Origin of the sequence: Sinorhizobium psoraleae, from assembly GCF_013283645.1 — a bacterium.
GTDB classification, from domain to species: Bacteria; Pseudomonadota; Alphaproteobacteria; order Rhizobiales; family Rhizobiaceae; genus Sinorhizobium; species Sinorhizobium psoraleae.
The window spans coordinates 773,501-795,373 of sequence record NZ_JABEKV010000004.1 but is presented as its reverse complement, the minus strand read 5'-3'; the positions used below and the strand labels follow the sequence as shown (position 1 = coordinate 795,373).

The following is a 21,873-nucleotide window of genomic DNA, read 5'->3' as shown; positions in this document are numbered from 1 at the left end:
AAAGCCCGGATTGCTCCGGGCTTTATCGATCTGTCGCCGGCCTTGCGGCATTACTGCTGCGCCGGCGCGGCGGTACCAGCGTCGGCTGCAGGTGCGCCGCCGATGGTCGTATCGAGCGACTTGGTCGCCTCCTGGGTCAGGTCGCGCGAAACGCCGGCGGCCCAGATATCGGCTGCCTTCAGCAACTCGCGGGAAGCGATCGGACCGTCGTTCAGCAGCTTCTTGCCGGCGGGCGAGGCATAGAACTCGGTGATCGCGTTCAGTTCTTCGACCGAGAAGGTCTTGGCGTAAATGGTAGCGGCCTCGCGCTCCAGGTCCGCCCGCCGGGCAGCAAGAGCGAGCGCCTTCTCGTCGACCGTCGCAGTGATCAGTTCCTGGTGGTTGGGCGAGGACTGAATCAGCGTATTCTTCAGGCGTTCGGCGAGACGCGGCAGAATGTTGTCGAAAGTGTTGGTCACGCCAAGCGCAGCGATGGTCGCGCGGGCTGCCTTGATCTGATCTTCCGACACGTCCTGGGCGCGAACTGCCGGAACCGCAACCGAAACGAGGACGGCAGCAGCTGCGAACGTGCGGGCAAGACCTGTGAGTTTGTTCATTTTTATCCATGCTCCTGTGTTGGCACATGTCGCCCGGCCGATTGCCGCCGCCAGGCAGATATGTGCGGAAACCTATTTTCTGCGCCGTCCGCAAAGCCTCATCGAAGCGTCGGATCGGCTCAGGACGCCGTCAGGGTACGCGCTCCCTCCGGACCGGCGATGATCGCCAATGACGCAATCCCGATGAAAAGCCCGTGCTCGACCACCCCGGGGATGGCATTCAGCTCTGCCGCGAGCGCATCTGCATCAGGAATACGGCCAAAAGATGCATCGAGAATGAGGTGTCCTCCGTCGGTCATGAAGGGGCCGTCGCCCGAGGCACGAACGGCGATATCGCCAGTCAATCCCAGCCGGGATGCCACCTTCTCGATCGCCAGCCGCGTCGCGACCTGCCCGAACGGATTTACCTCGATCGGCAGCTTGAAGGCGCCGAGCACGTCGACAATCTTCGATTCGTCGGCAATGACGATCATCCGCGCAGAGGCACTGGCGACGATTTTCTCGCGCAGCAGCGCCCCGCCCCCGCCTTTGATCAATCGAAGCTTTCCATCCACCTCATCGGCGCCGTCGATCGTGAGATCCAGTTCCGGCAGCTCGTCCAGCGACTTCAACGGCACGCCGAGCTCGAGGCAGAGCCTGGCCGTGCGCTCGGACGTCGGCACGCCGACGATCTGAAAGCCCGACGCAACCTTTTCGCCCAGTAACCGGACGAACTCTTCGGCGGTCGAACCGGTACCGATTCCAAGCCGCATGCCATTTTCGACATATTCGAGCGCCGCAGCGGCGGCCCTGATCTTCATTTGGCGGGCGTCCATGCGCCACTCGCTCCCTCATGATCGCGCAGATGGCAGGGCCGATGCAGGCCAGCCACTGTCCAATTTCCGCTGAGACACTTACACGCCCGCCGCCGCAAACAAAAGTCAAAATAAGAGAGCTCTGCCGGAATCCAGAAGCCGGCTGCGCTGATCCGCGCCATTGCTTTTCTTGCGGACTTCGCCTACCCGAGCATTACGATTTCCGCCAACGCGAGGTTCCCAGTGTCTCCTCCCCTTGTCGTCTTTGATCTCGACGGTACACTTGTCGACACCGCTCCGGACCTCGTCGCCAGCCTCAATCACGCCGTCACGCAGGCCGGCGTCGAGCCCGTCACCTATGCCGACCTGACCCATCTCGTCGGTCATGGCGCCCGTGCGATGATCGAGCGCACGTTTGCGCTACGCGGCAAGGCACTCAGCGAAGAGAACCTTGTCTGGCAGATGAAGGAGTTCGTGGATTTCTACCACGGCTCGATGCCGGGGACATCCGTTCCCTATCCGGGGCTGGTCGCCGCACTCGACCGCCTGCAGGATGCCGGGCTTAAGCTCGCCGTCTGCACCAACAAGCCTGAGATGCTGGCAAGACGCCTGCTTGAAGGGCTCGGCCTGCTCGACCGATTTGCGGCCGTCTCGGGCGGCGACACCTTCACCGTGCGCAAGCCGCATGCCGAGCACCTCCTCTCGACGGTCGCGAATGCCGGCGGTATCGCGGGACGAGCGGTGATGGTCGGCGACAGCCTCAACGATATCCTGGTCGCCCGCAACGCTGCCGTTCCGTCGATCGCCGTACCGTTCGGCTATTCCGACGTGCCGATCGAAAGCCTCTCGCCCGATCGCATCATCCAGCATTTCGATGAACTGACGCCACATCTGGTCGAGACGGTAATCGGCCGGAAGCCCAAATGAAAAGGGCCGCTCGCGCGGCCCTTCCCTTTCTAACCTTCGGCGCGTCGCGTGTTGCGCGTCGCCTCCAATGCCCGGTTCATGTACATGTCCCGGTCATAGACGTCGTTGAAATACTCGACCTTGCCATCCTTGTTCGGCCATGCCGTGAAATAGGAAACATAGACCGGCACTTTCTGAGGCACCGGCAGAGCCCGGTTGTGCCCCGTGGCAATCTCCTTGCCGACTTCGTCCATGCTGACGCCGAGGACAGCGGCCGCCATTCGGCGGGGATCGGCGAGGCGAACACAGCCGTGGCTGAGCGCCCGCTGGTCGCGCTTGAAGAAGCTCTTCGACGGCGTGTCGTGCATGTAGATCGCATGGGCGTTCGGGAAGAGAATCTTGAGTTCGCCAAGCGCGTTGTCGCTGCTCGGCGGCTGGCGCACTGCGATCGACGAGGTCGATGCATACCAATTGACGGCGGACGACGAGACGACGCGGCCACCCACCTCGACCTGATAGCCCATGCGGTCGAGATAGCCGGGATCGCTGCGCAGCTTCGGCAGCATCTCGTTGACGATGATCGACTGCGGCACGCCCCAGTAGGGATTGACTTCCACTGTCTGGATCTCGTCCTGGAAGAAGTAGGTCTGGTTCGTCTTCGAACCGACCACGACGCGCATGGAGAACTGCTCGACACCCTGGTCCGCATAGGACGCCGTGAAGGCCGGCTGGTTGATGAAGACGTAGCGGCTGCCCAATCCGTCCGGCAGCCAGCGCGCCTGCTCCATCGCGATCTCGAGCTTGTTGATCTTGCTGGCGGTCGTGTCGCCGCCCGTCAGCGCGCGGATCGAGGCCTGGCCGACGACGCCATCGGCCTTCAGCCCGTGCTCCTTCTGGAAGGCTTCGACGACGGACACCAGTTCGGGCGTATAGTCCGGGGTCCCGCTATAGCTGGCAAGCACGACGGAGTGTTCAGCCTTCAGCGTTTCGGACGCCTTGAGCTTGATGCCGGCGATGACATTGGCGAGTTCCGGGTTGCTTTGGCCGGGCTTCAGGAGCGTACCAGCAGCGATTTCCACGCGCGGCGTCGCATCGGTCTGCGCGCGCAGACGTTCCAATTCCGCCTTCAACGCCAGGAATTGCGTGCTCTTGGGATTCTGGCTCTCGAGCAACACCGCGACATCATCGCTTCCCGCCAGCTTGTCCAGGAAGGCGAAGAGATCGACGCTCTTGCGTTTGAAGTCGTGATAACCGGAGATCTTGTTCGGATCGATGCGCCCGCGCACCGTGTCCTGGACATAGGTCAGGGTCGCAACGGACATCGCTATTTCGAACTGCACCAGCGCCTTTTCGCGAGCGATCATGTCGCCGCGATCGAAGGTGTCGGACGGCACATCAACCGCATAGTCCTGCGGGTCGAGGCCGACCTTGGCGGCTTGCGCGAGTACGGAAAGTGCCGATTTGGCGCGCGCGCTGACGCCGGTGCCATCGATCCACACGAAGGCCGTCCGTGCGCCATAGTAGTTCTCGACCGCCTTCGCGACATCGGCCGTGGCGCGGACGTTGATTTCGGGAAGAAACTGCCGCGCATCCGAAAGCGGCTGACGCAGCATCGGGGGCAAGGCGCCGTTCTGCACCGAGCCGGTGACAACAGGATCGAGCAAGCGGTCCGTGGCAATCCGGCGGAGCGGTTCGGGCTTATAGCTATAGTACCGCGGCCCGGTGACGCGCGGCGGTTTGGCAGCTGTTCGCGGGTCGATCTGCTGCGGCACCATCATGCCTACGCCCGGCAGCGGCTGGGCAGGCCGGGCGCGCTCCGGCGACGTTCTTTTCTTGCCGCCGCGGATGAAGTCCATCAGGGTGATCGCCGATGCCGGCTGCACATCGATCGTTGCAACCGCACACCCGGTCATGAGCGCCACAATCGCTGCCGATTTGATAATTTTCATTAGAACATAGATCCCCGTATCGCGTTGCCGCCGAATTCGACCGCTGCCAGATTCTCGCCACGCCCTCGTGCTCCCCGACTTATAGAAAAGGATGGTGAATGAAAAGGAAACGCCCGGCCCCCGCGCGGCCGACACCCGCCAAAACCTGTCCCAAAACACATCCCTCGGAAGATGCGTGAAGCGTCATAAAAAATTGATTCGCATTTCATTTTTCCCTCCTCGCGCGCGTCTCAATATTTCCCGGGGCACAGTCGTCCCCTCAAAAGGAAAACGCGCAATGTGACGGAAAGGTCACAACCCCTGCGACCGCGACCCCTCGGATCAGCCGACACAGCCGGAAGCAGAGCAATTGCCGCGGTGCAACAATTCAAACGATTGTAGGCGCTGCGATGCACTTGCCGCCCCTTTACAAGCTTGTGTGACCGGGGCAGAGAGATGCCCGGCACACCGGGGTGGAACGACCGGCTGAGACACGTTTCTCGCCTCGGCTTCATGAACCGCAGACGAAGGCAGGTATCACGATGACATCGACCCGCACCGAAACAGATACGTTCGGCCCCATTGAAGTGGCGAACGACCGCTACTGGGGCGCTCAGGCGCAACGCTCGCTCGGCAACTTCAAAATCGGCTGGGAAAAGCAACCCGTCGCGATCGTCCGGGCGCTCGGCATCGTCAAGCAGGCGGCGGCACGTGCCAACATGGCGCTCGGCCGCCTCGACCCGGCAATCGGCGATTCGATCGTCAAGGCCGCGCAGGAAGTCATCGACGGCCAGCTCAATGATCATTTCCCGCTGGTCGTCTGGCAGACCGGCTCCGGCACGCAGTCGAACATGAATGCGAACGAGGTCATTTCCAACCGGGCGATCGAACTGCTCGGCGGCGTGATGGGTTCGAAGAAGCCCGTTCACCCGAACGACCACGTGAACATGAGCCAGTCCTCGAACGACACCTATCCGACGGCCATGCACATCGCCTGTGCGGAGCGCGTCATCCACGACCTGCTGCCGGCGCTGAAGCACCTGCACAAGGCGCTCGAGGAAAAGGTGAAGGCCTTCGACCACATCATCAAGATCGGTCGCACCCACACGCAGGACGCGACGCCGCTGACGCTTGGTCAGGAGTTTTCCGGCTATGCCGCGCAGGTCGCCTCATCGATCAAGCGCATCGAGATGACCCTGCCCGGTCTCTGCGAGCTCGCCCAGGGCGGCACTGCCGTCGGCACCGGCCTCAACGCGCCGGTCGGCTTTGCCGAGAAGGTGGCGCAAGAGATCGCCGCGATCACCGGCATCGCCTTCACATCCGCGCCGAACAAGTTCGAAGCGCTCGCGGCCCACGATTCGATGGTCTTCAGCCACGGTGCGATCAACGCCACCGCGGCCGCACTCTTCAAGATCGCCAATGATATCCGCTTCCTGGGCTCCGGTCCGCGCTCCGGCCTCGGCGAGCTGTCATTGCCGGAGAACGAGCCCGGCTCCTCGATCATGCCGGGCAAGGTCAACCCGACTCAGTGCGAAGCGCTGACGCAGGTTTGCGTGCAGGTGTTCGGCAACCATGCGTCCCTGACCTTCGCCGGCAGCCAGGGCCATTTCGAACTCAACGTCTACAATCCGCTGATGGCCTACAACTTCCTTCAGTCGGTACAGCTTCTCGCTGACGCCGCGGTCTCCTTCACCGACAATTGCATCGTCGGCATCGAGGCTCGCGAAGACAACATCAAGGCGGCGCTCGACCGCTCGCTGATGCTCGTCACCGCACTGGCGCCGAAGATCGGATACGACAATGCCGCGAAGATCGCCAAGACTGCGCACAAGAACGGCACGACCCTTCGCGAGGAGGCCGTCGGCGGCGGTTATGTGACGAACGAAGAGTTCGACGCGATCGTTCGTCCGGAAACGATGATCAGCCCTGCCTGATCGATGTCGATTGCCGCGGCCCCTGTTTACGGCGCCGCGGCAACATCCCCCGCCGGCATATCGCGGCACTCGGCGCATCAGACCGAAATTGGTCGAATTGTCTCGATGCGCTCAAGCAATTGTTAAGACTTCACAAATCATTTCCCCCTAAAAATCACCAGAATTTAGAATTGGATAAATTAAGGAGGTTTGCATATGCAAACGGCAACCTCAAACAAGACGCCGACGCCCGATATTGCAGCGCAGGTCACCCACGCGATGCGGATGATGGGGGTCGCGCCGATACCGCGCAACTACGAGCTTTATTACGAGGCCTATCTCGGCTCGAACCCGCAACTGTCCAAGGAGCTTGCGGCGCTTGGCAGCCGGGCGACGCAGGAAGAACTGGACGCGATCGGCGCTCAATACTTCAGCCATATTCACCATCCGAACGGCATCGAGCGGGCGCATAACACGCTTGCCGCCAAGCTGACCGAGCTCGTCAACCTCTTGAAGGACGAGCAATATGCGCTCGAGAATTACAACAAGGTTCTCGACGAAGCCTATCTCAACATGACCAGCAAGAGCGCCGCGAGCGCCGACATTCTGCGCCACGCCATCGGCATCCTGACCGAAGCGACCGTCGACACGATGAACCAGGGCAAGGAGCGCGTTCAGAACGTCGTCCAGAAGTCCTTCGAGATGGAGGTCATCCGGCAGGAGCTCGATGAATACAAGCGCATCGCCAACACCGATTCGCTGACGCGTCTTGCCAACCGGCGGGCCTTCGACGACACCCTGGCTGCCGTCTACAACAGCGAACATGTGCGTAACTTCACCGGCCTGCTCGTCGCCGATATCGATCATTTCAAGAAGGTCAACGACACGTTCGGTCATCCCGTCGGCGACAAGATTCTTGCCACCGTCGGCAATGTCATCCGCGCCAACTTGCGGCGGGAGGCGTTCGTCGCGCGCACCGGCGGCGAGGAATTCGCCATCATTCTCAGCGATTGCACCCAGGAAGAATGCCTGCAGGCGGCCGACCGAATCCGCACCGTGCTTGCCGGCACGCCCTTCAAGAATTCCAGGACCGGCGTTAATTACGGCCCAATCACCCTCTCCGTCGGCGTCTGCATGGCGACCGAAGCGGACGATCCGGTCGATCTCTACAACAAGGCCGATATCGCTCTTTATTCGGCCAAGAATGCCGGGCGAAACCGGACGGTCCTCTTCGAGGAAGGAATGCGCAAGGATTCCGGCCGCAACTGGCTGATCTATCGCCGCTAGGCGCCGTGATCATGCAAGCCGCGTTCTGCCGCGCCCTCGAATGATCGGCGGCGCTTACCACATGGTCTTGGCGGCGCGTCCGGCCCATTCCCGGTCGTAAGTTTCGTTGTCGAAATCGGCCTTTGCGGCTTTCAGCAGCGTGCCCGGCGTCGGCAGCGATGCCGGATCGACGAAGCGATCCGGGTTCCAGAGCTGCGAACGGATGAGCGCCCGCGCGCACTGGAAATAAACCTCCTCGATCGTGACCACGATGACACTGCGAGGATGCTTGCCGTCGACCTCGAAGGAACTGGTCAGCGCCGGATCGACGCTGACGACGGCCGTGCCATTGATGCGCATCGTCGTATTCGATCCGGGAACGAGGAACATCAGCGCCACCCTCGGATCGCGGACAATATTGAGAAGAGAATCGACGCGGTTGTTGCCGCGCCAATCAGGCATCAGTACGGTCTTCTCGTCGGCGATCCGGACGACGCATCGATCGTCGCCGCGCGGCGAGCAATCGAGCCCCTCCGGCCCGACGGTCGCAAGCGCGGCAAAGGGCGACGCCTCGATCATCTGCCGGTATTCGGCCGTCAGCGTCTTCGTCACCTTGACCACCGATGCTTCGCTCGTGTCGCCGTAGAGTGCCTTCAGTTCCTCGACCGTGCTGATGACCGTCATTTCATCCTCCGTGACGCTTGCTCTTGCACGCGCTTTCGATGGATAGCATGACGCCCTGATGACAGCATCAGGCGATTCTTCTCAGGTGAGCACCTTTTTTACTTTCGTTAAGGAAAGCCTTGATCCTGTCGATGACCGGATCCGCGGAAACGATGCGGCGATGGCCGAAGCCGTTCGCCCAGTACAACTCGACGTTCGGCCCGGCCGCGCCGTAGCGGCGGGCATGGGTGGCGGAAACCTCCTTGTCGTCCTCCGCATGGACGACGAGCACCGGCTTCCTCAGCATGCCGAGAATGCGGGCCGCATCAAAGGCATCGACCCGGCGTCCCGAGAGGCGTTCGACCATGCCCTCGAATGCCGCCTGGGCCGCCGGCGCGAGAGCCATCATTTTGCCGAAACCATTGAAGAGCCAGGTCATTTCGCTTGGCGCGCCGATCAGCACCATTTTTGCCGGCACACGCGCGGGCACGTCGCACACGACCGCGCCAGCCGCGCAGGCGAGGCTCGCGCCGCCGAAGGAATGGCCGACTGCCACGTCGAAGCCATCGAAGTGGCGCCAGGCCGCATCGATCGCCCTCACCGCCTGAGGCATGGTCAGCGACCGTCCCGGCGACGCACCGTGGCCCGGCCAGTCGAGTGCGACCACCTCCGCCCCGGCTGCGAGCAGGCCATCGATCAAGGTCGCGAGATAGTCGCTGCGCGATCCCCAGCCGTGCGCGAGCAGGATCCGCGGCCCGTCCGGATCGACGCGCCGCGCGAAGTGGTGGGCAACGACCCAACCGCCGGCAAAGGACAGAGTGACCTTCCGCGAGTGCTCCATGATCGGCGCCGCCGCTTTCAGCAAGGCCGCCTCCTTGCCGCTTTTCGGCTTGCGGCCCGGCGTGAGACAGACGATTCTGAAGGCGAGCCTGCCGGCAGCCTCGGGTGAGACGGCGGACACCGCCTTCAGTGCGGTACGGATGACCTTGATCCCGAAGGATGCCATAGTGAAACTCTCATGAAATGTTCAATTTTGAACATAATTGTACAACGATGAACAAAAAGCAAGTGACAACAGAACATCATCACTTCCCCTGGGATCATCCGCGCTTTCGAAGCTGGGTCGCCGTTGCCCGTGCCTGCCAATTGATGCAGCAGACGTTGACGCGGGAGCTCGTCCACCTCGACATCAAGCCGCCGCATCTCGACATCCTGATCAATCTCTATCGCTTCGAAGGCATCACGCAGCAGGAACTCGCCCGCAAGTTGCTCGTCGGCCGCTCGAACATGAGCATGCTGCTACCGCAACTGGAGAAGCGCGGCCTCATAGAACGGCGGGGAGACGAACGTGACAAGCGCGTGCTGCGGCTCTCGCTGACGCCGGCCGGCCGTACGCTCACAGAGGATGCAATGGAGATCCAGACGGCGCTGATCGAGAAGTCGCTGACCGGTTCGCCGATCGAGGACTGCATGACGGTCGCGCAGTCGATGGAGCGCATCATCGCCGTCTTGCTAAAGGAAGACGCCGACTGAGCGCATCGACGCCGCTCAGCGCGGCTTTTCCGATTTGTCGCGCGACATGCCCTTCTCGGCCAGCTCCTGCTCATAGGCGGCGAAGAGTTCCTGACCCTTCTCTCCCAATTCGCGCAGATAGCTCCAGGTGAAGATGCCGGTGTCGTGGAAATCATCGAAGCCGATGCGCACGGCATAGTTGCCGGTCGGCTGTACCGAAATGATCTGGACATTGCGCTTGCCGGGTACGGTGACCCGCTGGCCCGGCCCGTGTCCCTGCACCTCGGCCGAAGGCGAAAGCACGCGCAGAAGCTCCGCCGACAGGTCGAAGGAAGCGCCGTCGTCGAATGCGACAGTCAGGCGGTGGCGGTCTTTCGATACGCGCAGCTCGGTCGGCCAGAATTCACTCATGATGCTCACTCCGCATTCATCCGCTGAGCACTACCCCAGTTCAGGCCCAGGACCTACCAGATTCGTGCACCCGGCTGACCAGGTCTCCACCTCCGAAAAGGAGAAATATTCTGGAAAAGCCGAAACATTTTCAATCTTCCCAGCCCTTTCGGGCGCAAATACGCCTCATCAAGGAGATACCGCTGGGACCGAATGCCGCTTCACCGAAATTTGCGACAGTATGCGCCTTGACGCGAGGGTTTTTGCCCCCGACATTGGAAGCGCTCGGAGAAGAACCTTGAACACTGCCGCCATTGACAGAACCGGCGCACAGCCGCTTGACAGCTCGAAGACGCCGATGGTCGATCCTTTCGGCCGGACCATCAGTTACTTGCGCGTTTCGGTCACCGACCGCTGCGACTTCCGGTGCACCTATTGCATGGCGGAGCACATGACCTTCCTGCCGAAGAAGGATCTGCTGACGCTCGAGGAACTGCACCGGCTCTGTTCCGCTTTCATTGCGAAGGGCGTGCGCAAGCTCCGGCTCACCGGCGGCGAGCCGCTGGTGCGCAAGAACATCATGTTCCTCGTGCGCGAACTCGGCAAGGAGATACACGCTGGCCGCCTGGACGAGCTGACCTTGACGACGAACGGGTCGCAGCTGTCGAAATTCGCGGCGGAACTTGCCGATTGCGGCGTTCGGCGGATCAACGTTTCGCTCGATACCCGCGATCACGACAAGTTCCGCCAGATCACCCGCTGGGGCGAGCTTTCGAAGGTACTCGAGGGGATCGACGCGGCTCAGGCAGCCGGCCTGAAGGTGAAGATCAATACGGTCGCGCTCAAGGGCTTCAACGATGCCGAGATTCCCGAACTGATGCGCTGGGCGCACGGGCGCGGCATGGACCTGACGCTGATCGAGACCATGCCGATGGGGGAAGTGGACGAGGACCGGACCGACCACTACCTGCCGCTGTCCGAGATGCGCGAGCGTCTCGAAGCCCAGTTCACGCTGAAGGATATTGCCTACAAGACCGGCGGCCCTGCCCGCTACGTCGAGGTGGTGGAGACCGGTGGCCGCCTAGGACTCATCACGCCGATGACGCACAATTTCTGCGAAAGCTGCAACCGTGTCCGGCTCACCTGCACCGGCACCCTCTATATGTGCCTCGGCCAGAACGACGCCGCCGACCTCCGTGCGGCCCTGCGCACCACCGACGACGATGCCTATCTCTCCCGCGTTATCGATGAGGCGATCTCCCGCAAGCCGAAGGGCCACGACTTCATCATCGATCGCGAACACAACCGCCCGGCCGTCGCACGGCACATGAGCGTAACCGGCGGCTGACGCTTTCCCAAAACCAGAAAAACCAGAAGGCCCCGCCGTCGTCGGCGACCGCGGGGCCTTCTGCTTTCAACATAGGTCAGGCAGCGTAGGTCGAGCCGTAACGAAGCTGCCTCTGATCGCTCAGCCCGCCAGTGCCAGTCTTGAAACGCTCGATCTTCTCGTTCAGCGCTTCGACCTGCCGGCGCAGGCCGTGGATTTCCGCCGTGTTCTCCTCGACCATCGCAGCGTTCTGCTGCGTGATCAGCTCGACCTCGTGAACGGCTGAATTGACCTCGCTGAGACCGGTATATTGTTCCGCTGCGGAAGCCTCGATATTGCTGACGAGCTGGTGAATGGTGGCGATGTGATCGTTGATCACCGCCAGCGCGTCGCCTGTCTCCTGCACCAGCGCGACGCCGCTGCGCACCTGGGCGGAGCTTGCCGAGATGAGCCCCTTGATCTCGCGGGCCGCTCCCGCGCAACGCTGCGCCAGTTCGCGCACCTCCTGGGCAACGACGGCGAAGCCACGGCCCGCCTCGCCGGCGCGGGCCGCCTCGACCCCGGCGTTCAGCGCCAGCAGGTTGGTCTGGAAGGCGATCTCGTCGATCACGCCGATGATCGTGCTGATCTTCTCGGACGAACGATTGATTTCCGCCATGGCATCGATCGCCTTGGCGACGACCTGGCCGGAATGCTGGGCATAGTTGTTCGTCTCATCGACCGATATGGTCGTGCTGCGCGCGCTTTCGGCGGTCGAGCGGACGAGTTCGGTGAGCTGACGGAGCGCGCGCGAGCTTTCCTCGAGCGCCGCCGCCTGCTGCTCTGTACGCCGGGCAAGATCGTCGGCCGAGGCCGAGAGATTGCCGGTACCGCCGGTGATCTCCTCCGTGACGAGGCGTACATCCGTCAGCGTCGCACGCAGCGCTTCGACGGCGTTGTTGTAGGTGCGTGCCATGATCACGTAGTCCGCAGGCAGATCCTCCGCCATGCCTTCTTCGAGGTTGCCGGCGGCAAGTTGGGCAAGAACGTCGGAAAGAGCATTGAGCGCCTGCATCTGCTCGGCTTCGATGCGCGCGCGTTCCTGCGAGCGGCGTGCCTCCTCCGCGGCCGACAGGGTCCGCGCGGCTTCCGCCTCGCGTTCCAGCCGCACGTTTTCCAGTGCGTTGTCGCGGAAGACGGCGACCGAGCGCACCATGTCGCCGATTTCGTCGCCGCGGTTGCGGCCTTCGATCGCCACTTCGAGGTCGCCGTTGGCGAGCCGAGTCATGGTTTCGGTGACGCGTTTCAGCGGGCCGCGCAGCGTCTCGACCAGCATCAGGCCACCGATGATGGAAAGCAGCGTTCCGGCAACCATGGCGATGATCGAGACGGTCGCCGAGCGCTGGCTGTCCTGCTTCCCGGCTTCCTGCGCGCTGCTGACGAAGCTTTCAAGCGTGCGGCTTGCATCGGCGACGAGCGTCGCGGCCTCGCCCTTGGCGGCCTGCCAGCGGCCGCCGACATCGATCAATGCGGCCGTACCCTTGTCTATGCTGTCGAGCGAGGGGCCAAGCTTCGCCGGCAGGTCGCGGAGCGCTGCATTCTTGCCGCCGAGCTCAGAAAGTTTGAGGGCCGTTTCACGCACGCCGTTGATATCGGCAATCACGAGGTCGCGACTCGCCGCGTCGAGCGAACGGTGCAACTCGCTGATATGAAAGCGGGTATTGTCGAGCCCCTTGAAGGTATCGCTCATCAAAGCGATCAGCGTCTTGAGTGTCGAAATTTCCTCGTCCATCCCGACGAAGCGCTTGGCTGCGGTGTCCGAATTCTTGACCGCTTCCTTGGCAAAATCGGCCTCGTACTTCGAGAGCTTGCTGAGGATCGGCACGAGCGCGTTCTTCTTCGCCTCGTTTTCCTCGGCGCTTGCGAGGATCGCTTGGATCTTCAGCGCCTGCGCCTTGAGTTCGCCGATCGGTTTCTGCACCTTTTCGGAGGCGATCTTCTCGGCTTCACCGATCTGCTTCAGCAGATGCGGCAGCAGCTTGTTTGCCTGGTCGATCTTGGCATCGGGATTGACGGCCATCGTCACCGGCAGCCGGAATTTCTTGATCCGTTCGGCGACGCCCTGATAGGCAGCCGCATCGAAGAGCAGCGCCTTGGCAAAGGCTTCCTTCTCTCCCGATTCCGTCCGGATGATATCGATCTGCTTGTAGGCGCCGTTGCCCTTCTCGGTCATGTCGGCGAGCGCCGCCTCGAGCGACGTCGTCGCCGTGTCCTGCTCGATCTTTACCGACCAGAGCTTGTCGGTCTGGCTGCGCATCTGAGAGCCAAGGGCGACGACAGAGGCGATTTGCGCCCTGTCCGCCTCGCGTGCCAACAGCCCTTCCAGTGTTCTGACGCCCTGCTCCTGCTCATCGATCTGCTTCACGAGGACATCGCGCGCTTCCTCGCTCGGACTGTCAGCGAAGGCCTGCAACGCGCTGCGCAGCGCCTGAAAATCCGAGAGATTATTGATGGTCTCGCGCGTCACGGTCATATGCCCGTTGAGCGTGCGGGCGGTGAAGAAACCGACGAGACCGATCCCGGCGATCAGGGCCACGAGCGGAACCACGAAGAGGAGGACTTTTGTGACGATACGCAGGCGCTGTAAGAGGCGATCGATCATAGACATTGCGGACCCCGGGTTCTTTTTTATGAGGAACATGCCCGCACGGTGGCTTCTCTTGACGGAAGCGGTGTGAAATGCCGGCGAAGCACCTCCCAGGCTCCAGCGGGCACGTCGCGGATCAACGGCGCAAAAAGATTTGAAGGCCGTCTCCACCGATCGCTTCATGCGATTGGATTGCGGAATCATCGGGACGATAGGCAGCGAAACTTAAGATTCAGCGAATGTTCGTCGGAAGCGCGGCACGGTGGCGCCTAGCCAGGAATCTTGCGTCGGCACGGCTCACCGCTCCTGTGGAGGGGCGATTTTGTACAAACGATGCTTGAGTTTGCGCGAAAGGACGGTCAATGCTTGGCCATGGGGCGCGCATCTCGCCAGACGGATTCGCCTCTTCCCGCCAAGCACGGCATTGGCCTCGGCCGAGGCCACCAGGAAAGACGAATGCATTCATCTGCCAATTTCCGCGGCATCGTTTTCATGTGCCTTGCAATGGTCAGTTTTGCCTGCAACGACGCCCTCGTCAAATCCGTGACCGGCGCCATGAATACCGGCCAGATCATGTTCGTTCGCGGCCTTCTGACCACGGTGATGGTGCTGGTCATCGCCGTCCACTTCCGTGCGTTTCGCCCGATCAGAACGATCCTGCGGCCGGCGATCATCCTGCGCATCGTCATGGAGGCGCTGGCGTCTATCACCTATATTTCCGCGCTCGGCCAGCTACCACTCGCAAACGCCTCGGCGATCATGCAGGCGTTGCCGCTGGCGGTGACGCTCGGCGCGGCGCTCTTCCTGCGCGAGCCCGTCGGCTGGCGCCGCTGGGCGGCGATCGCCATCGGCTTCGTCGGCGTGCTGATCGTGCTGAGACCCGGACCGGAAGGCTTTACCACGGCAGCACTGACCGTCGTCGCCTGCGTCTTCTGCACCGCGACGCGTGATCTCTGCACCCGCCGCATCGGCAGCGACGTGCCGTCGCTCTTCATCACGGTCACCACGGCCCTGATTACGACGCTCGTCGGCGCTGTGCTTATCGTGCCGTTCGGGGGCTGGCAGCCAATGTCGGCGACGTCGCTCACCCACATTGCCATTGCCAGCATTCTCCTGATGTTCGGCTATCAGACGATCGTGCTCGCGATGCGTGACGGCGACATTTCCGTGATCGCGCCATTCCGCTACACAAGCCTGCTCTGGTCGGTCGCGATCGGCATTTTCTTCTTCTCGGAAACGCCGGATAGCTGGATGCTGGCGGGGGTCGCCGTTATCGTCGGTTCCGGCCTCTACACATTCTATCGCGAGAGCCTGCGCGGCAGGAAGGCCGTTGCCCAACGCTCCCTTGCCGGCCCTCTCGAATAGAGGAACGCGTCGATGGCCATGAATGCGCCAGAAGCACCGCCGCGCCCGCCCGCCGTCATCCTCGCCGGCGGCCGGTCCTCGCGCATGGGCAGGCCGAAGGTGGGCCTCGTGCTCGATGGCCGAACGATGCTCGATCGCATCGTCGAGCGTCTCGCCCCGCAAGCGGACGTTATTGCGCTCAACCTCAATGCCGCTCCCGGCATCGACCTGCCTCCCGGTCTTGCCGTGGTTGCCGACACGGTGCCTGGCTATTTCGGCCCTCTCGCCGGCATCCTGACCGCCATGCGCCACGCCGCGCAGGCCGCACCACATGCTGCCCACGTGCTGACAGTGCCGGCCGACACACCGTTTTTCCCCGATGACCTCGTCGCCCGGCTTTCCGCCGCGCCCGACCTGGAGGGAAGGATTGCCGTCGCCTGTTCCGACGGCGAGATGCATCCGCTGATTGCGCTGTGGCCGATCGCAATCGCCGATGATCTGGAAGCCTGGATCCGCACCGACAGCAAGTTGCGCGCACGCGCTTTCATTGCGCGCCATCCGTCGTCAACGGTAGACTTTCCGATGGTCGACACGAAGGCTGGTCCGCTCGACCCCTTCTTCAATATCAATACGCCGGAAGAGCTTCGAGAGGCCGAAGGATGGCTGCAACGCCTCAAGGATCGCAAACAATGAAACAACCCAAGATATTCGGCATCGCCGGCTGGAAGAATTCGGGCAAGACCGGCCTCATGGTCCGCCTCGTCAGCGAAATGACGCGGCGCGGCTATGTCGTCTCGACGATCAAGCACGCCCACCACGACTTCGACATCGACAAGGTCGGCGCCGACAGTTACCGCCATCGGGAGGCCGGCGCGCATGAGGTGACGATCGTCTCCTCGACGCGATTCGCGATCATGCATGAATTGCGTGGTGCGCCGGAACCGTCCTTCGAAGAGGTCCTGGCGCGGCTTGCACCTTGCGATCTCGTACTGATCGAAGGTTACAAGCGCGAGCCGATCCCGAAGATCGAAGCACGCCGCCTGGAATCAGCCAACCGCCAGCCGCTGGCGCCGACCGACCCGCATATCGTCGCCATCGCCGCTGATCATCCGGTGACCGACACCGACCTGCCGGTCTTCGATCTCGACGATACGGTCACAATCGCCGACTTCGTCGAAAAGGTTACGGGGCTGCGGGGCTGAACCTCCGGACCGAACTCATTTCTCCAGCGACATCACGGTTTCCTGCGCCATACATAAAGACGGGGCCGGTCTCCCGGCCCCGTTTCATCAAGCAGTGGCAGCAGGCTGTCGTCAGCGCTGAGCAACTGGCCGCACGAGAGGAGTCACGCGGCGGATGGTCACGCGGCGGTTCTCCTGCTCCTCATCTTGCGTGCGCACCTTCAGGAAGCGCTCACCATAGCCCTGGGTCACGAGGTTTTCCGCGGGGACGCCATAGACTTCGCTGAGGAGCACCGCGACCGATTCCGCACGCTGGTCGGAAAGAACCAGGTTCGAGCGGTCCGAGCCGACGGCATCCGTGTGGCCCTCGATGAAGAAGGTTTCACCCGGATCCTTCTCGAGGATCTTCGACATGCCATCCGCGACGCCGCGCAGCGTCTTGGCCTGCGACATCGACACCTCGGCGCTGCCCGTCTCGAAGTGGATCGTGTCGAGGTCGATACGGCGAACCTTGTCGCGCAGGCGGGCGGAGTTGCGCACCTCATCGATCGTGTAGACGCGCTCGACTTGCTCGACCGGCGGCTCGGACAGGAATTCGTAGTAATCCCGGTCCGGATCATCGGCGTAGTCGACGATGTAATCCTCCACCGGAATGGTGAGGCGCATCGGCGGCAGTTCGTAACCGACGTCGACGATCGCCGGACGGTCCTGATCCTCCTCGTACTCGGGCGCGTAGATCAGCAGATATTCGTTGCCGTCGCGGTCGATACGCGAGCGCTGCACGATATCGCCATAGCGGTTGTAGACCGTGACGATCCGATAGCCGCCCGGACGAACGATGGTCTCACGGACGCGGTCGCGCGGCAGCTGGTCGTAGAAGGTTTCCTCCGAATCGCGCCGCAGACGGGGCCGGTCGTCACCGCGGACGAAAATGCGGTCGCCAACGCCGAGGATCACGCGGTCATCGACCTCCTCAACCACTTCCACCTCGGTGACATTGTTCGTCGTGTTGTTGATCACGGTGTTGTTGACGATGTTGGTCGTCTCAGGCACGGCGAAGACCGGCGCTTCTTCGATGCGCTGTCCTTCCTCGTTCAGATTGGCCTCGATCCTCTGTGGTATCTGTTCCCGGACCTCGGTCGATATTTTCGCCTGGGCTGCGGCATCGTCGGTCGGAGGCGCTACGCTTTCTTCCTTGGCGCGCAATTCCTCACGCTGCTTGCGCCGAGCCTCGCGGGCACGGTTGCCGCCGACATTGTCGGCATCCTTGTCGCTGTCGAGAACGGCCGCACCGTTTTCGACCGGAAGCACAACTGTGTCGTCGCTCGCCGCCGGGTCCTTGGCGATCTTGACCTTCTCTTCCTCCGTGCGCTCATCGACCACTTCCGGAGCACGCTGGCCACGCGGCCGTTCGCCGGTACCCTCTGCCGTCGCCGGGGCTTCCGCGCCAGGAGCGGGCTGTTCGCCTTCACCAATCTGTTCGGCTGGCTGATCCGTCTGGCGCTGTTCTTCAGCCTGCTGCTGGCGCTTCCTGCGGGCGGGAGCCTGTTGCTCCTCGGCCTGCTGCGGAGCGCCCTCCTCGGCGGCGGGTTGACCTTCCTCAGCCTGCTGCTGCTGGCGCTTCTTGCGTGCCGGAGCCTGCTGCTCCTCGGCCTGCTGTGGAGCACCCTCTTCGGCGGCGGGCTGCTGTTCTTCAGCCTGCTGCTGACGCTTCTTGCGCGCTGGGGCCTGCTGCTCTTCAGCCTGCTGCGGAGCTTCCTCGGCGGCGGGCTGCTGTTCCTCAGCCTGCTGCTGGCGCTTCTTGCGCCTTGGAGTCTGCTGCTCCTCGGCCTGCTGCGGAGCACCCTCCTCGGCGGCGGGCTGCTGCTCCTCTGCCTGCTGCTGGCGCTTCTTGCGCCTGGGAGCCTGCTGCTCCTCGGCCTGCTCCGGAGCGCGCTCCTCGGCGGCGGGTTGCTGTTCCTCAGCCTGCTGCTGGCGCTTCTTGCGCCTCGGAGCCTGCTGCTCTTCAGCCTGCCGCGGAGCCTCCTCAGCGGCGGGTTGCTGTTCCTCGGCCTGCTGTCGGCGCTTCTTGCGGACGGGGGCCTCTTCCTCGGCCTGGCGTTGTTGCTCCTCAGCCTGCCCCTGGGGCTCTTCTTCGGCCGCACGCTGCTTTCTGCGCTTCTTAAGCAGCAACTCCTCGGGCGACGGCTCCTCCGCGCCCTCCTGAGCAATTTCGAACGGCGCCATCAGGCTCTCGGCAAGTGCCGGCTGAACGGCAAAGCTCGCCGCGAATACCGGCAGGGCTACTGTCGCGAAAAGTCTGGATCGAATCGACATTGTCTTCCTTCCTCTTATTGGGGAGGTCCCGTAGCTTGCCGCGCGTCCTGTCCAGTCGACCTGTCACGGCCGCAAGCCTGCACCTAAAGGGCCATGATCCGCGGTTTCCGACTTTTTTGTGTTCGTCTATGTCGTACTCGCAACGCTGCAGTCGCGGATCGGTTCCGCTTCAAGGCCTATCGGAGGCTACATTAACCTCCGCTGAACGGGCCGTTCATCTTCCCTCCCAAGGGCGAGCGGCGCGTGATCCCCCGTTCGCGGTTGGCCATGGCGCTTTCCAGTTGATTTTTGCAGGAGAAGTACGAATATCCCGCCAACCGAGGCGTACGCCCCGGCCCTATTTGGCATCCGCGAACAAGAAAAAACCGGGTGTCAGCCAACAGAGAGGATAATCATGCGTATTTCCAGACGGTTGGCAGCCGCCGCATCGGCTGCCGTTTTCGTGCTCATGGCCAGCACCGCCATGGCAGAAGGCGAAAAGGTCGTCATCGGCACGGAAGGCGCCTACCCGCCCTTCAATGTTCTCGAATCGGACGGCTCGTTGACTGGTTTCGACGTCGACATCGCAAAGGCGCTTTGCGAAGAAATGAAAGCCGAGTGCACCTTCGTGACCCAGGATTGGGAAGGTATCATTCCGGCGCTCATCGCCAAGAAATTCGACGCGATCATCGCTTCCATGTCGATCACCGACGAACGCAAGCAGCAGGTCGACTTCACCAACAAGTACTACAACACGCCGCCGGCGATCGTCGTTCCGAAGGACTCTCCGATCACCGAGGCGACCGAGGCCGCACTCGCTGGCAAGACGCTCGGTGCTCAGGGTTCCACGACCCACTCCAACTATGCCGAAGCGCATATGAAGGAGTCTGAGGTGAAACTCTACCCGACCGCCGACGAATACAAGCTCGATATCGCCAATGGCCGCGTCGACGCCGTCATCGACGACGTCGTCGTACTTTCGGAGTGGCTGAAGACCGAGGACGGCGCCTGCTGCAAGCTGCTCGGCACGCTGCCGATCGACCCGGTCATCAACGGCGAAGGTGCCGGCATCGCTGTGCGCAAGGGCGACGACGCGCTGCGCGAAAAGCTCAACAAGGCGATCGAAGCCATCCGCGCAAACGGCAAGTACAAGGAAATCAACGAAAAGTACTTCCCGTTCGACGTCTACGGCAGTTGATCGACGACACCACAGCGCGTGCGCCTCTTCTGGCGCACAGGTTGCTGTAGCATTTTGAATGGCTGCATGTTTTGTCCGTAAATCGACTGCGATTTGAGGAGAACATGCAGCAGGCTCGATTTTCGTGCCGATCATGCCGGGGAAATCTCGGTTGATGCAAAAAATGCAACGGCGGATGGCTTGCCCTTCCGCCGTTTTTGTTTGACAAGAACCTTCGAAAATAAGCGTCATTGACGCCAAAAAGAACGCTGCAAGGGGAATTTATTGGCATGAGCGGACTGTTCGCCGCCCTTTTCTCCGTTTTCGCCTGGATCGGATCGATCATCGATCCGCTCTGCGGTCCGGTCGGAGTATTTCGTTGGTTCGGCTCCGGCACGCTTCTGGCGTGCGGCGACGCCGGATGGGGCGACGAGATCGCCTACGGATTTCTTGTCACTGCAAGCCTCGCAATCGCCACCCTCCCAGTCGGGCTGGTTGTCGGCTTCTTCATCGCGCTTGCCAAGCAATCGAACGAGAAGTCGCTGCGCCTTGCGGCCAACATCTATACGACGATCTTTCGCGGCCTGCCCGAGCTGTTGACGCTCTTCATCGTTTACTACGGCATGCAGATCCTCGTGCAGCAGTTCCTTGCGACCCTCGGCTACGAGGGCCCGGTGGAGATCAACGCCTTCGTTGCAGGCATGATTGCGCTCGGGGTCGTCTTTTCCGCCTACTGCTCGGAAGTGCTGCTCTCCGCGTTCAAGGCTATTCCGCACGGGCAATATGAGGCCGGCGATGCGCTTGGCTTCCATCGCGGCAAGACGATGCGACTGATCATCCTGCCGCAGCTCGTGCGCATCGCGCTTCCAGGCCTCGGCAACCTCTGGATGGCGCTGCTCAAGGATACCGCCCTCGTCTCGGTCGTCGGGCTGCCCGACATTCTCCGCCAGACGGGCGTCGCCGCCCGCGTCACCAAGCACGCGTTCGAGTTCTTCGGCATCGCCTGTATCCTCTTCCTCGTCCTGGCGATGGTTTCATCCGTCGCCTTCTCGGCGCTCGAACGCTGGACCAAACGCGCGGAGATGAGCCGATGAGCATTGCCGAAACCATGATTCCACCGCAGGCACCGCCACCGGCGCCGCCTAAGCCCTATACGCTTTCGCGCTTCATCGGCAGCGTTACGCTCGGCATCTGGCTTGCGCTTGCCGTCGGCATCTTCCTCACCGTCGTCAACGGCTGGGACCCGGAGAAATTCTCGCGATACGGACCGAGTTTCCTGTCCGGTCTCGGCGTCACGCTGACGCTCGTGATCTCCTCGATCATCATGGGCGCCATCCTGTCGCTGCCGGTGGCACTCGGGCGCATGTCGAAGAACAAGATCTGGTCCTGGCTTTCCTATGCCTATGTCTATTTCTTTCGCGGCACGCCGCTGATCACTCAGCTCTTCCTCGTCTATTACGGCCTCGGCAGCTTCCGTCCGCAGCTCGAAGCGGTGGGGATCTGGTGGTTCTTCCGGGATGCCTGGAACTGCGCGCTCTTTACGTTCACGCTGAACACGGCCGCTTACCAGGCCGAAATCCTGCGTGGTGCCATCCAGAGCGTACCACGCGGCCAGCACGAAGGCGCCGCGGCCCTTGGGCTGCCGCAGCGCGTCGCGTTCTTCAAGATCATTCTGCCGCAGGCGATGATCGTCGCGCTGCGCCCCTACGGCAACGAGATCATCCTGATGATCAAGGGCTCGGCGATCGTTGCAATCGTCACCGTCCTGGACCTGATGGGAGAGACGCGCCGCGCCTTCTCCCGCACCTTCGACTACCAGATGTATGTCTGGGCAGCGGTTCTCTACCTGCTGATGGTCGAATTGCTGCGCAATATCTGGGCCTGGTTCGAGGCACGACTGACGCGGCATCTGAAGCGATAGCGCAACGCCAACACTGCAGCGGTCTCTTGGCTGC

At 62.2% G+C, this 21,873-nt stretch carries 19 protein-coding genes; 11 read left to right on the top strand and 8 right to left on the bottom strand.

All coding sequences use genetic code 11. The features are described 5' to 3' along the window. Positions 1 to 50: 50 nt before the first annotated feature. Entirely contained in the window at positions 51 to 596 is a 546-nt protein-coding gene (locus tag ILFOPFJJ_RS24850) for a DUF2059 domain-containing protein (protein WP_173513190.1), read from the bottom strand. 119 nt (positions 597 to 715) lie between these two features. Next, the gene (gene rpiA / locus ILFOPFJJ_RS24845) at positions 716 to 1,411 is read right to left on the bottom strand and encodes a ribose-5-phosphate isomerase RpiA (RefSeq protein ID WP_173513189.1); all 696 of its coding nucleotides are present in this window, start codon (positions 1,409 to 1,411) and stop codon (positions 716 to 718) included. 222 nt (positions 1,412 to 1,633) lie between these two features. On the opposite strand from rpiA, the gene ILFOPFJJ_RS24840 reads away from it, so the two are divergent. Further along, positions 1,634 to 2,317: an HAD family hydrolase gene (locus tag ILFOPFJJ_RS24840; RefSeq protein ID WP_173513188.1), complete on the top strand. Its 684-nt coding sequence runs from the start codon at positions 1,634 to 1,636 to the stop codon at positions 2,315 to 2,317. Positions 2,318 to 2,346: 29 nt separating this feature from the next. On the opposite strand, the gene ILFOPFJJ_RS24835 is transcribed toward ILFOPFJJ_RS24840, so the two are convergent. Next, the gene (locus ILFOPFJJ_RS24835; protein ID WP_173513187.1) at positions 2,347 to 4,245 is read right to left on the bottom strand and encodes a L,D-transpeptidase family protein; all 1,899 of its coding nucleotides are present in this window, start codon (positions 4,243 to 4,245) and stop codon (positions 2,347 to 2,349) included. A 521-nt stretch (positions 4,246 to 4,766) separates the two neighbouring features. On the opposite strand from ILFOPFJJ_RS24835, the gene fumC reads away from it, so the two are divergent. Together fumC and ILFOPFJJ_RS24825 are read left to right on the top strand one after the other, a co-directional pair. Next, complete coding sequence (gene fumC / locus ILFOPFJJ_RS24830) at positions 4,767 to 6,158, top strand: class II fumarate hydratase (RefSeq protein ID WP_173513186.1); 1,392 nt, start codon at positions 4,767 to 4,769, stop codon at positions 6,156 to 6,158. A gap of 195 nt (positions 6,159 to 6,353) precedes the next feature. Beyond that, positions 6,354 to 7,424: a GGDEF domain-containing protein gene (locus ILFOPFJJ_RS24825; RefSeq protein WP_173513185.1), complete on the top strand. Its 1,071-nt coding sequence runs from the start codon at positions 6,354 to 6,356 to the stop codon at positions 7,422 to 7,424. 54 nt (positions 7,425 to 7,478) lie between these two features. Here ILFOPFJJ_RS24825 and ILFOPFJJ_RS24820 read toward each other — a convergent pair whose 3' ends face one another. Further along, positions 7,479 to 8,087, bottom strand: coding sequence for a pyridoxamine 5'-phosphate oxidase family protein (locus ILFOPFJJ_RS24820; RefSeq protein WP_173513184.1), 609 nt, complete (start codon positions 8,085 to 8,087; stop codon positions 7,479 to 7,481). Positions 8,088 to 8,154: 67 nt separating this feature from the next. Beyond that, positions 8,155 to 9,072, bottom strand: a complete 918-nt coding sequence (locus tag ILFOPFJJ_RS24815; protein ID WP_173513183.1) for an alpha/beta fold hydrolase — start codon at positions 9,070 to 9,072, stop codon at positions 8,155 to 8,157. Between the two features lie 47 nt (positions 9,073 to 9,119). On the opposite strand from ILFOPFJJ_RS24815, the gene ILFOPFJJ_RS24810 reads away from it, so the two are divergent. Next, complete coding sequence (locus ILFOPFJJ_RS24810; RefSeq protein WP_173513182.1) at positions 9,120 to 9,599, top strand: MarR family winged helix-turn-helix transcriptional regulator; 480 nt, start codon at positions 9,120 to 9,122, stop codon at positions 9,597 to 9,599. Between the two features lie 15 nt (positions 9,600 to 9,614). On the opposite strand, the gene ILFOPFJJ_RS24805 is transcribed toward ILFOPFJJ_RS24810, so the two are convergent. Beyond that, positions 9,615 to 9,989: a gamma-butyrobetaine hydroxylase family protein gene (locus ILFOPFJJ_RS24805; RefSeq protein ID WP_173513181.1), complete on the bottom strand. Its 375-nt coding sequence runs from the start codon at positions 9,987 to 9,989 to the stop codon at positions 9,615 to 9,617. Positions 9,990 to 10,266: 277 nt separating this feature from the next. Between ILFOPFJJ_RS24805 and moaA the strand changes: the two genes are divergently transcribed. After that, positions 10,267 to 11,316: a GTP 3',8-cyclase MoaA gene (gene moaA, locus ILFOPFJJ_RS24800; protein WP_173513180.1), complete on the top strand. Its 1,050-nt coding sequence runs from the start codon at positions 10,267 to 10,269 to the stop codon at positions 11,314 to 11,316. 76 nt (positions 11,317 to 11,392) lie between these two features. Here moaA and ILFOPFJJ_RS24795 read toward each other — a convergent pair whose 3' ends face one another. Further along, entirely contained in the window at positions 11,393 to 13,942 is a 2,550-nt protein-coding gene (locus ILFOPFJJ_RS24795) for a methyl-accepting chemotaxis protein (RefSeq protein WP_173513179.1), read from the bottom strand. 435 nt (positions 13,943 to 14,377) lie between these two features. Between ILFOPFJJ_RS24795 and ILFOPFJJ_RS24790 the strand changes: the two genes are divergently transcribed. From ILFOPFJJ_RS24790 to mobB, 3 genes are read left to right on the top strand one after another with little or no spacing between them, the layout of a single operon-like run. Beyond that, positions 14,378 to 15,286, top strand: a complete 909-nt coding sequence (locus tag ILFOPFJJ_RS24790) for a DMT family transporter (RefSeq protein WP_173513178.1) — start codon at positions 14,378 to 14,380, stop codon at positions 15,284 to 15,286. Positions 15,287 to 15,298: 12 nt separating this feature from the next. Next, positions 15,299 to 15,958 carry a molybdenum cofactor guanylyltransferase MobA gene (gene mobA, locus ILFOPFJJ_RS24785; RefSeq protein ID WP_173513177.1) on the top strand — a complete coding sequence of 220 codons (660 nt, stop codon included), beginning with the start codon at positions 15,299 to 15,301 and terminating at the stop codon, positions 15,956 to 15,958. Beyond that, positions 15,955 to 16,467 carry a molybdopterin-guanine dinucleotide biosynthesis protein B gene (gene mobB, locus ILFOPFJJ_RS24780; RefSeq protein WP_173513176.1) on the top strand — a complete coding sequence of 171 codons (513 nt, stop codon included), beginning with the start codon at positions 15,955 to 15,957 and terminating at the stop codon, positions 16,465 to 16,467. The genes mobA and mobB overlap by 4 nt, the downstream gene beginning before the upstream one ends. Positions 16,468 to 16,578: 111 nt before the next feature. Here the strand turns inward: mobB and ILFOPFJJ_RS24775 are convergent, their stop codons facing one another. After that, positions 16,579 to 18,762: an OmpA family protein gene (locus ILFOPFJJ_RS24775; protein WP_173513175.1), complete on the bottom strand. Its 2,184-nt coding sequence runs from the start codon at positions 18,760 to 18,762 to the stop codon at positions 16,579 to 16,581. Positions 18,763 to 19,156: 394 nt separating this feature from the next. On the opposite strand from ILFOPFJJ_RS24775, the gene ILFOPFJJ_RS24770 reads away from it, so the two are divergent. From ILFOPFJJ_RS24770 to ILFOPFJJ_RS24760, 3 genes are all read left to right on the top strand, one after another. Then, positions 19,157 to 19,939, top strand: a complete 783-nt coding sequence (locus tag ILFOPFJJ_RS24770) for an ABC transporter substrate-binding protein (RefSeq protein ID WP_173513174.1) — start codon at positions 19,157 to 19,159, stop codon at positions 19,937 to 19,939. A 269-nt stretch (positions 19,940 to 20,208) separates the two neighbouring features. Next, the gene (locus ILFOPFJJ_RS24765) at positions 20,209 to 21,012 is read left to right on the top strand and encodes an ABC transporter permease (RefSeq protein ID WP_173513173.1); all 804 of its coding nucleotides are present in this window, start codon (positions 20,209 to 20,211) and stop codon (positions 21,010 to 21,012) included. Then, the gene (locus ILFOPFJJ_RS24760; RefSeq protein WP_173513172.1) at positions 21,009 to 21,839 is read left to right on the top strand and encodes an ABC transporter permease; all 831 of its coding nucleotides are present in this window, start codon (positions 21,009 to 21,011) and stop codon (positions 21,837 to 21,839) included. The genes ILFOPFJJ_RS24765 and ILFOPFJJ_RS24760 overlap by 4 nt, the downstream gene beginning before the upstream one ends. Positions 21,840 to 21,873 lie beyond the last annotated feature (34 nt).

What these genes read in the sequence shown, in the direction of transcription:
- ILFOPFJJ_RS24850 (WP_173513190.1), bottom strand. Translation starts at nt 596, where the DNA reads ATGAACAAACTCACAGGTCTTGCCCGCACGTTCGCAGCTGCTGCCGTC.
- rpiA (WP_173513189.1), bottom strand. Translation starts at nt 1,411, where the DNA reads ATGGACGCCCGCCAAATGAAGATCAGGGCCGCCGCTGCGGCGCTCGAA.
- ILFOPFJJ_RS24835 (WP_173513187.1), bottom strand. Translation starts at nt 4,245, where the DNA reads ATGAAAATTATCAAATCGGCAGCGATTGTGGCGCTCATGACCGGGTGT.
- fumC (WP_173513186.1), top strand. Translation starts at nt 4,767, where the DNA reads ATGACATCGACCCGCACCGAAACAGATACGTTCGGCCCCATTGAAGTG.
- ILFOPFJJ_RS24825 (WP_173513185.1), top strand. Translation starts at nt 6,354, where the DNA reads ATGCAAACGGCAACCTCAAACAAGACGCCGACGCCCGATATTGCAGCG.
- ILFOPFJJ_RS24820 (WP_173513184.1), bottom strand. Translation starts at nt 8,087, where the DNA reads ATGACGGTCATCAGCACGGTCGAGGAACTGAAGGCACTCTACGGCGAC.
- ILFOPFJJ_RS24815 (WP_173513183.1), bottom strand. Translation starts at nt 9,072, where the DNA reads ATGGCATCCTTCGGGATCAAGGTCATCCGTACCGCACTGAAGGCGGTG.
- ILFOPFJJ_RS24810 (WP_173513182.1), top strand. Translation starts at nt 9,120, where the DNA reads ATGAACAAAAAGCAAGTGACAACAGAACATCATCACTTCCCCTGGGAT.
- ILFOPFJJ_RS24805 (WP_173513181.1), bottom strand. Translation starts at nt 9,989, where the DNA reads ATGAGTGAATTCTGGCCGACCGAGCTGCGCGTATCGAAAGACCGCCAC.
- ILFOPFJJ_RS24795 (WP_173513179.1), bottom strand. Translation starts at nt 13,942, where the DNA reads ATGTCTATGATCGATCGCCTCTTACAGCGCCTGCGTATCGTCACAAAA.
- ILFOPFJJ_RS24790 (WP_173513178.1), top strand. Translation starts at nt 14,378, where the DNA reads ATGCATTCATCTGCCAATTTCCGCGGCATCGTTTTCATGTGCCTTGCA.
- mobA (WP_173513177.1), top strand. Translation starts at nt 15,299, where the DNA reads ATGGCCATGAATGCGCCAGAAGCACCGCCGCGCCCGCCCGCCGTCATC.
- mobB (WP_173513176.1), top strand. Translation starts at nt 15,955, where the DNA reads ATGAAACAACCCAAGATATTCGGCATCGCCGGCTGGAAGAATTCGGGC.
- ILFOPFJJ_RS24775 (WP_173513175.1), bottom strand. Translation starts at nt 18,762, where the DNA reads ATGTCGATTCGATCCAGACTTTTCGCGACAGTAGCCCTGCCGGTATTC.
- ILFOPFJJ_RS24770 (WP_173513174.1), top strand. Translation starts at nt 19,157, where the DNA reads ATGCGTATTTCCAGACGGTTGGCAGCCGCCGCATCGGCTGCCGTTTTC.
- ILFOPFJJ_RS24765 (WP_173513173.1), top strand. Translation starts at nt 20,209, where the DNA reads ATGAGCGGACTGTTCGCCGCCCTTTTCTCCGTTTTCGCCTGGATCGGA.
- ILFOPFJJ_RS24760 (WP_173513172.1), top strand. Translation starts at nt 21,009, where the DNA reads ATGAGCATTGCCGAAACCATGATTCCACCGCAGGCACCGCCACCGGCG.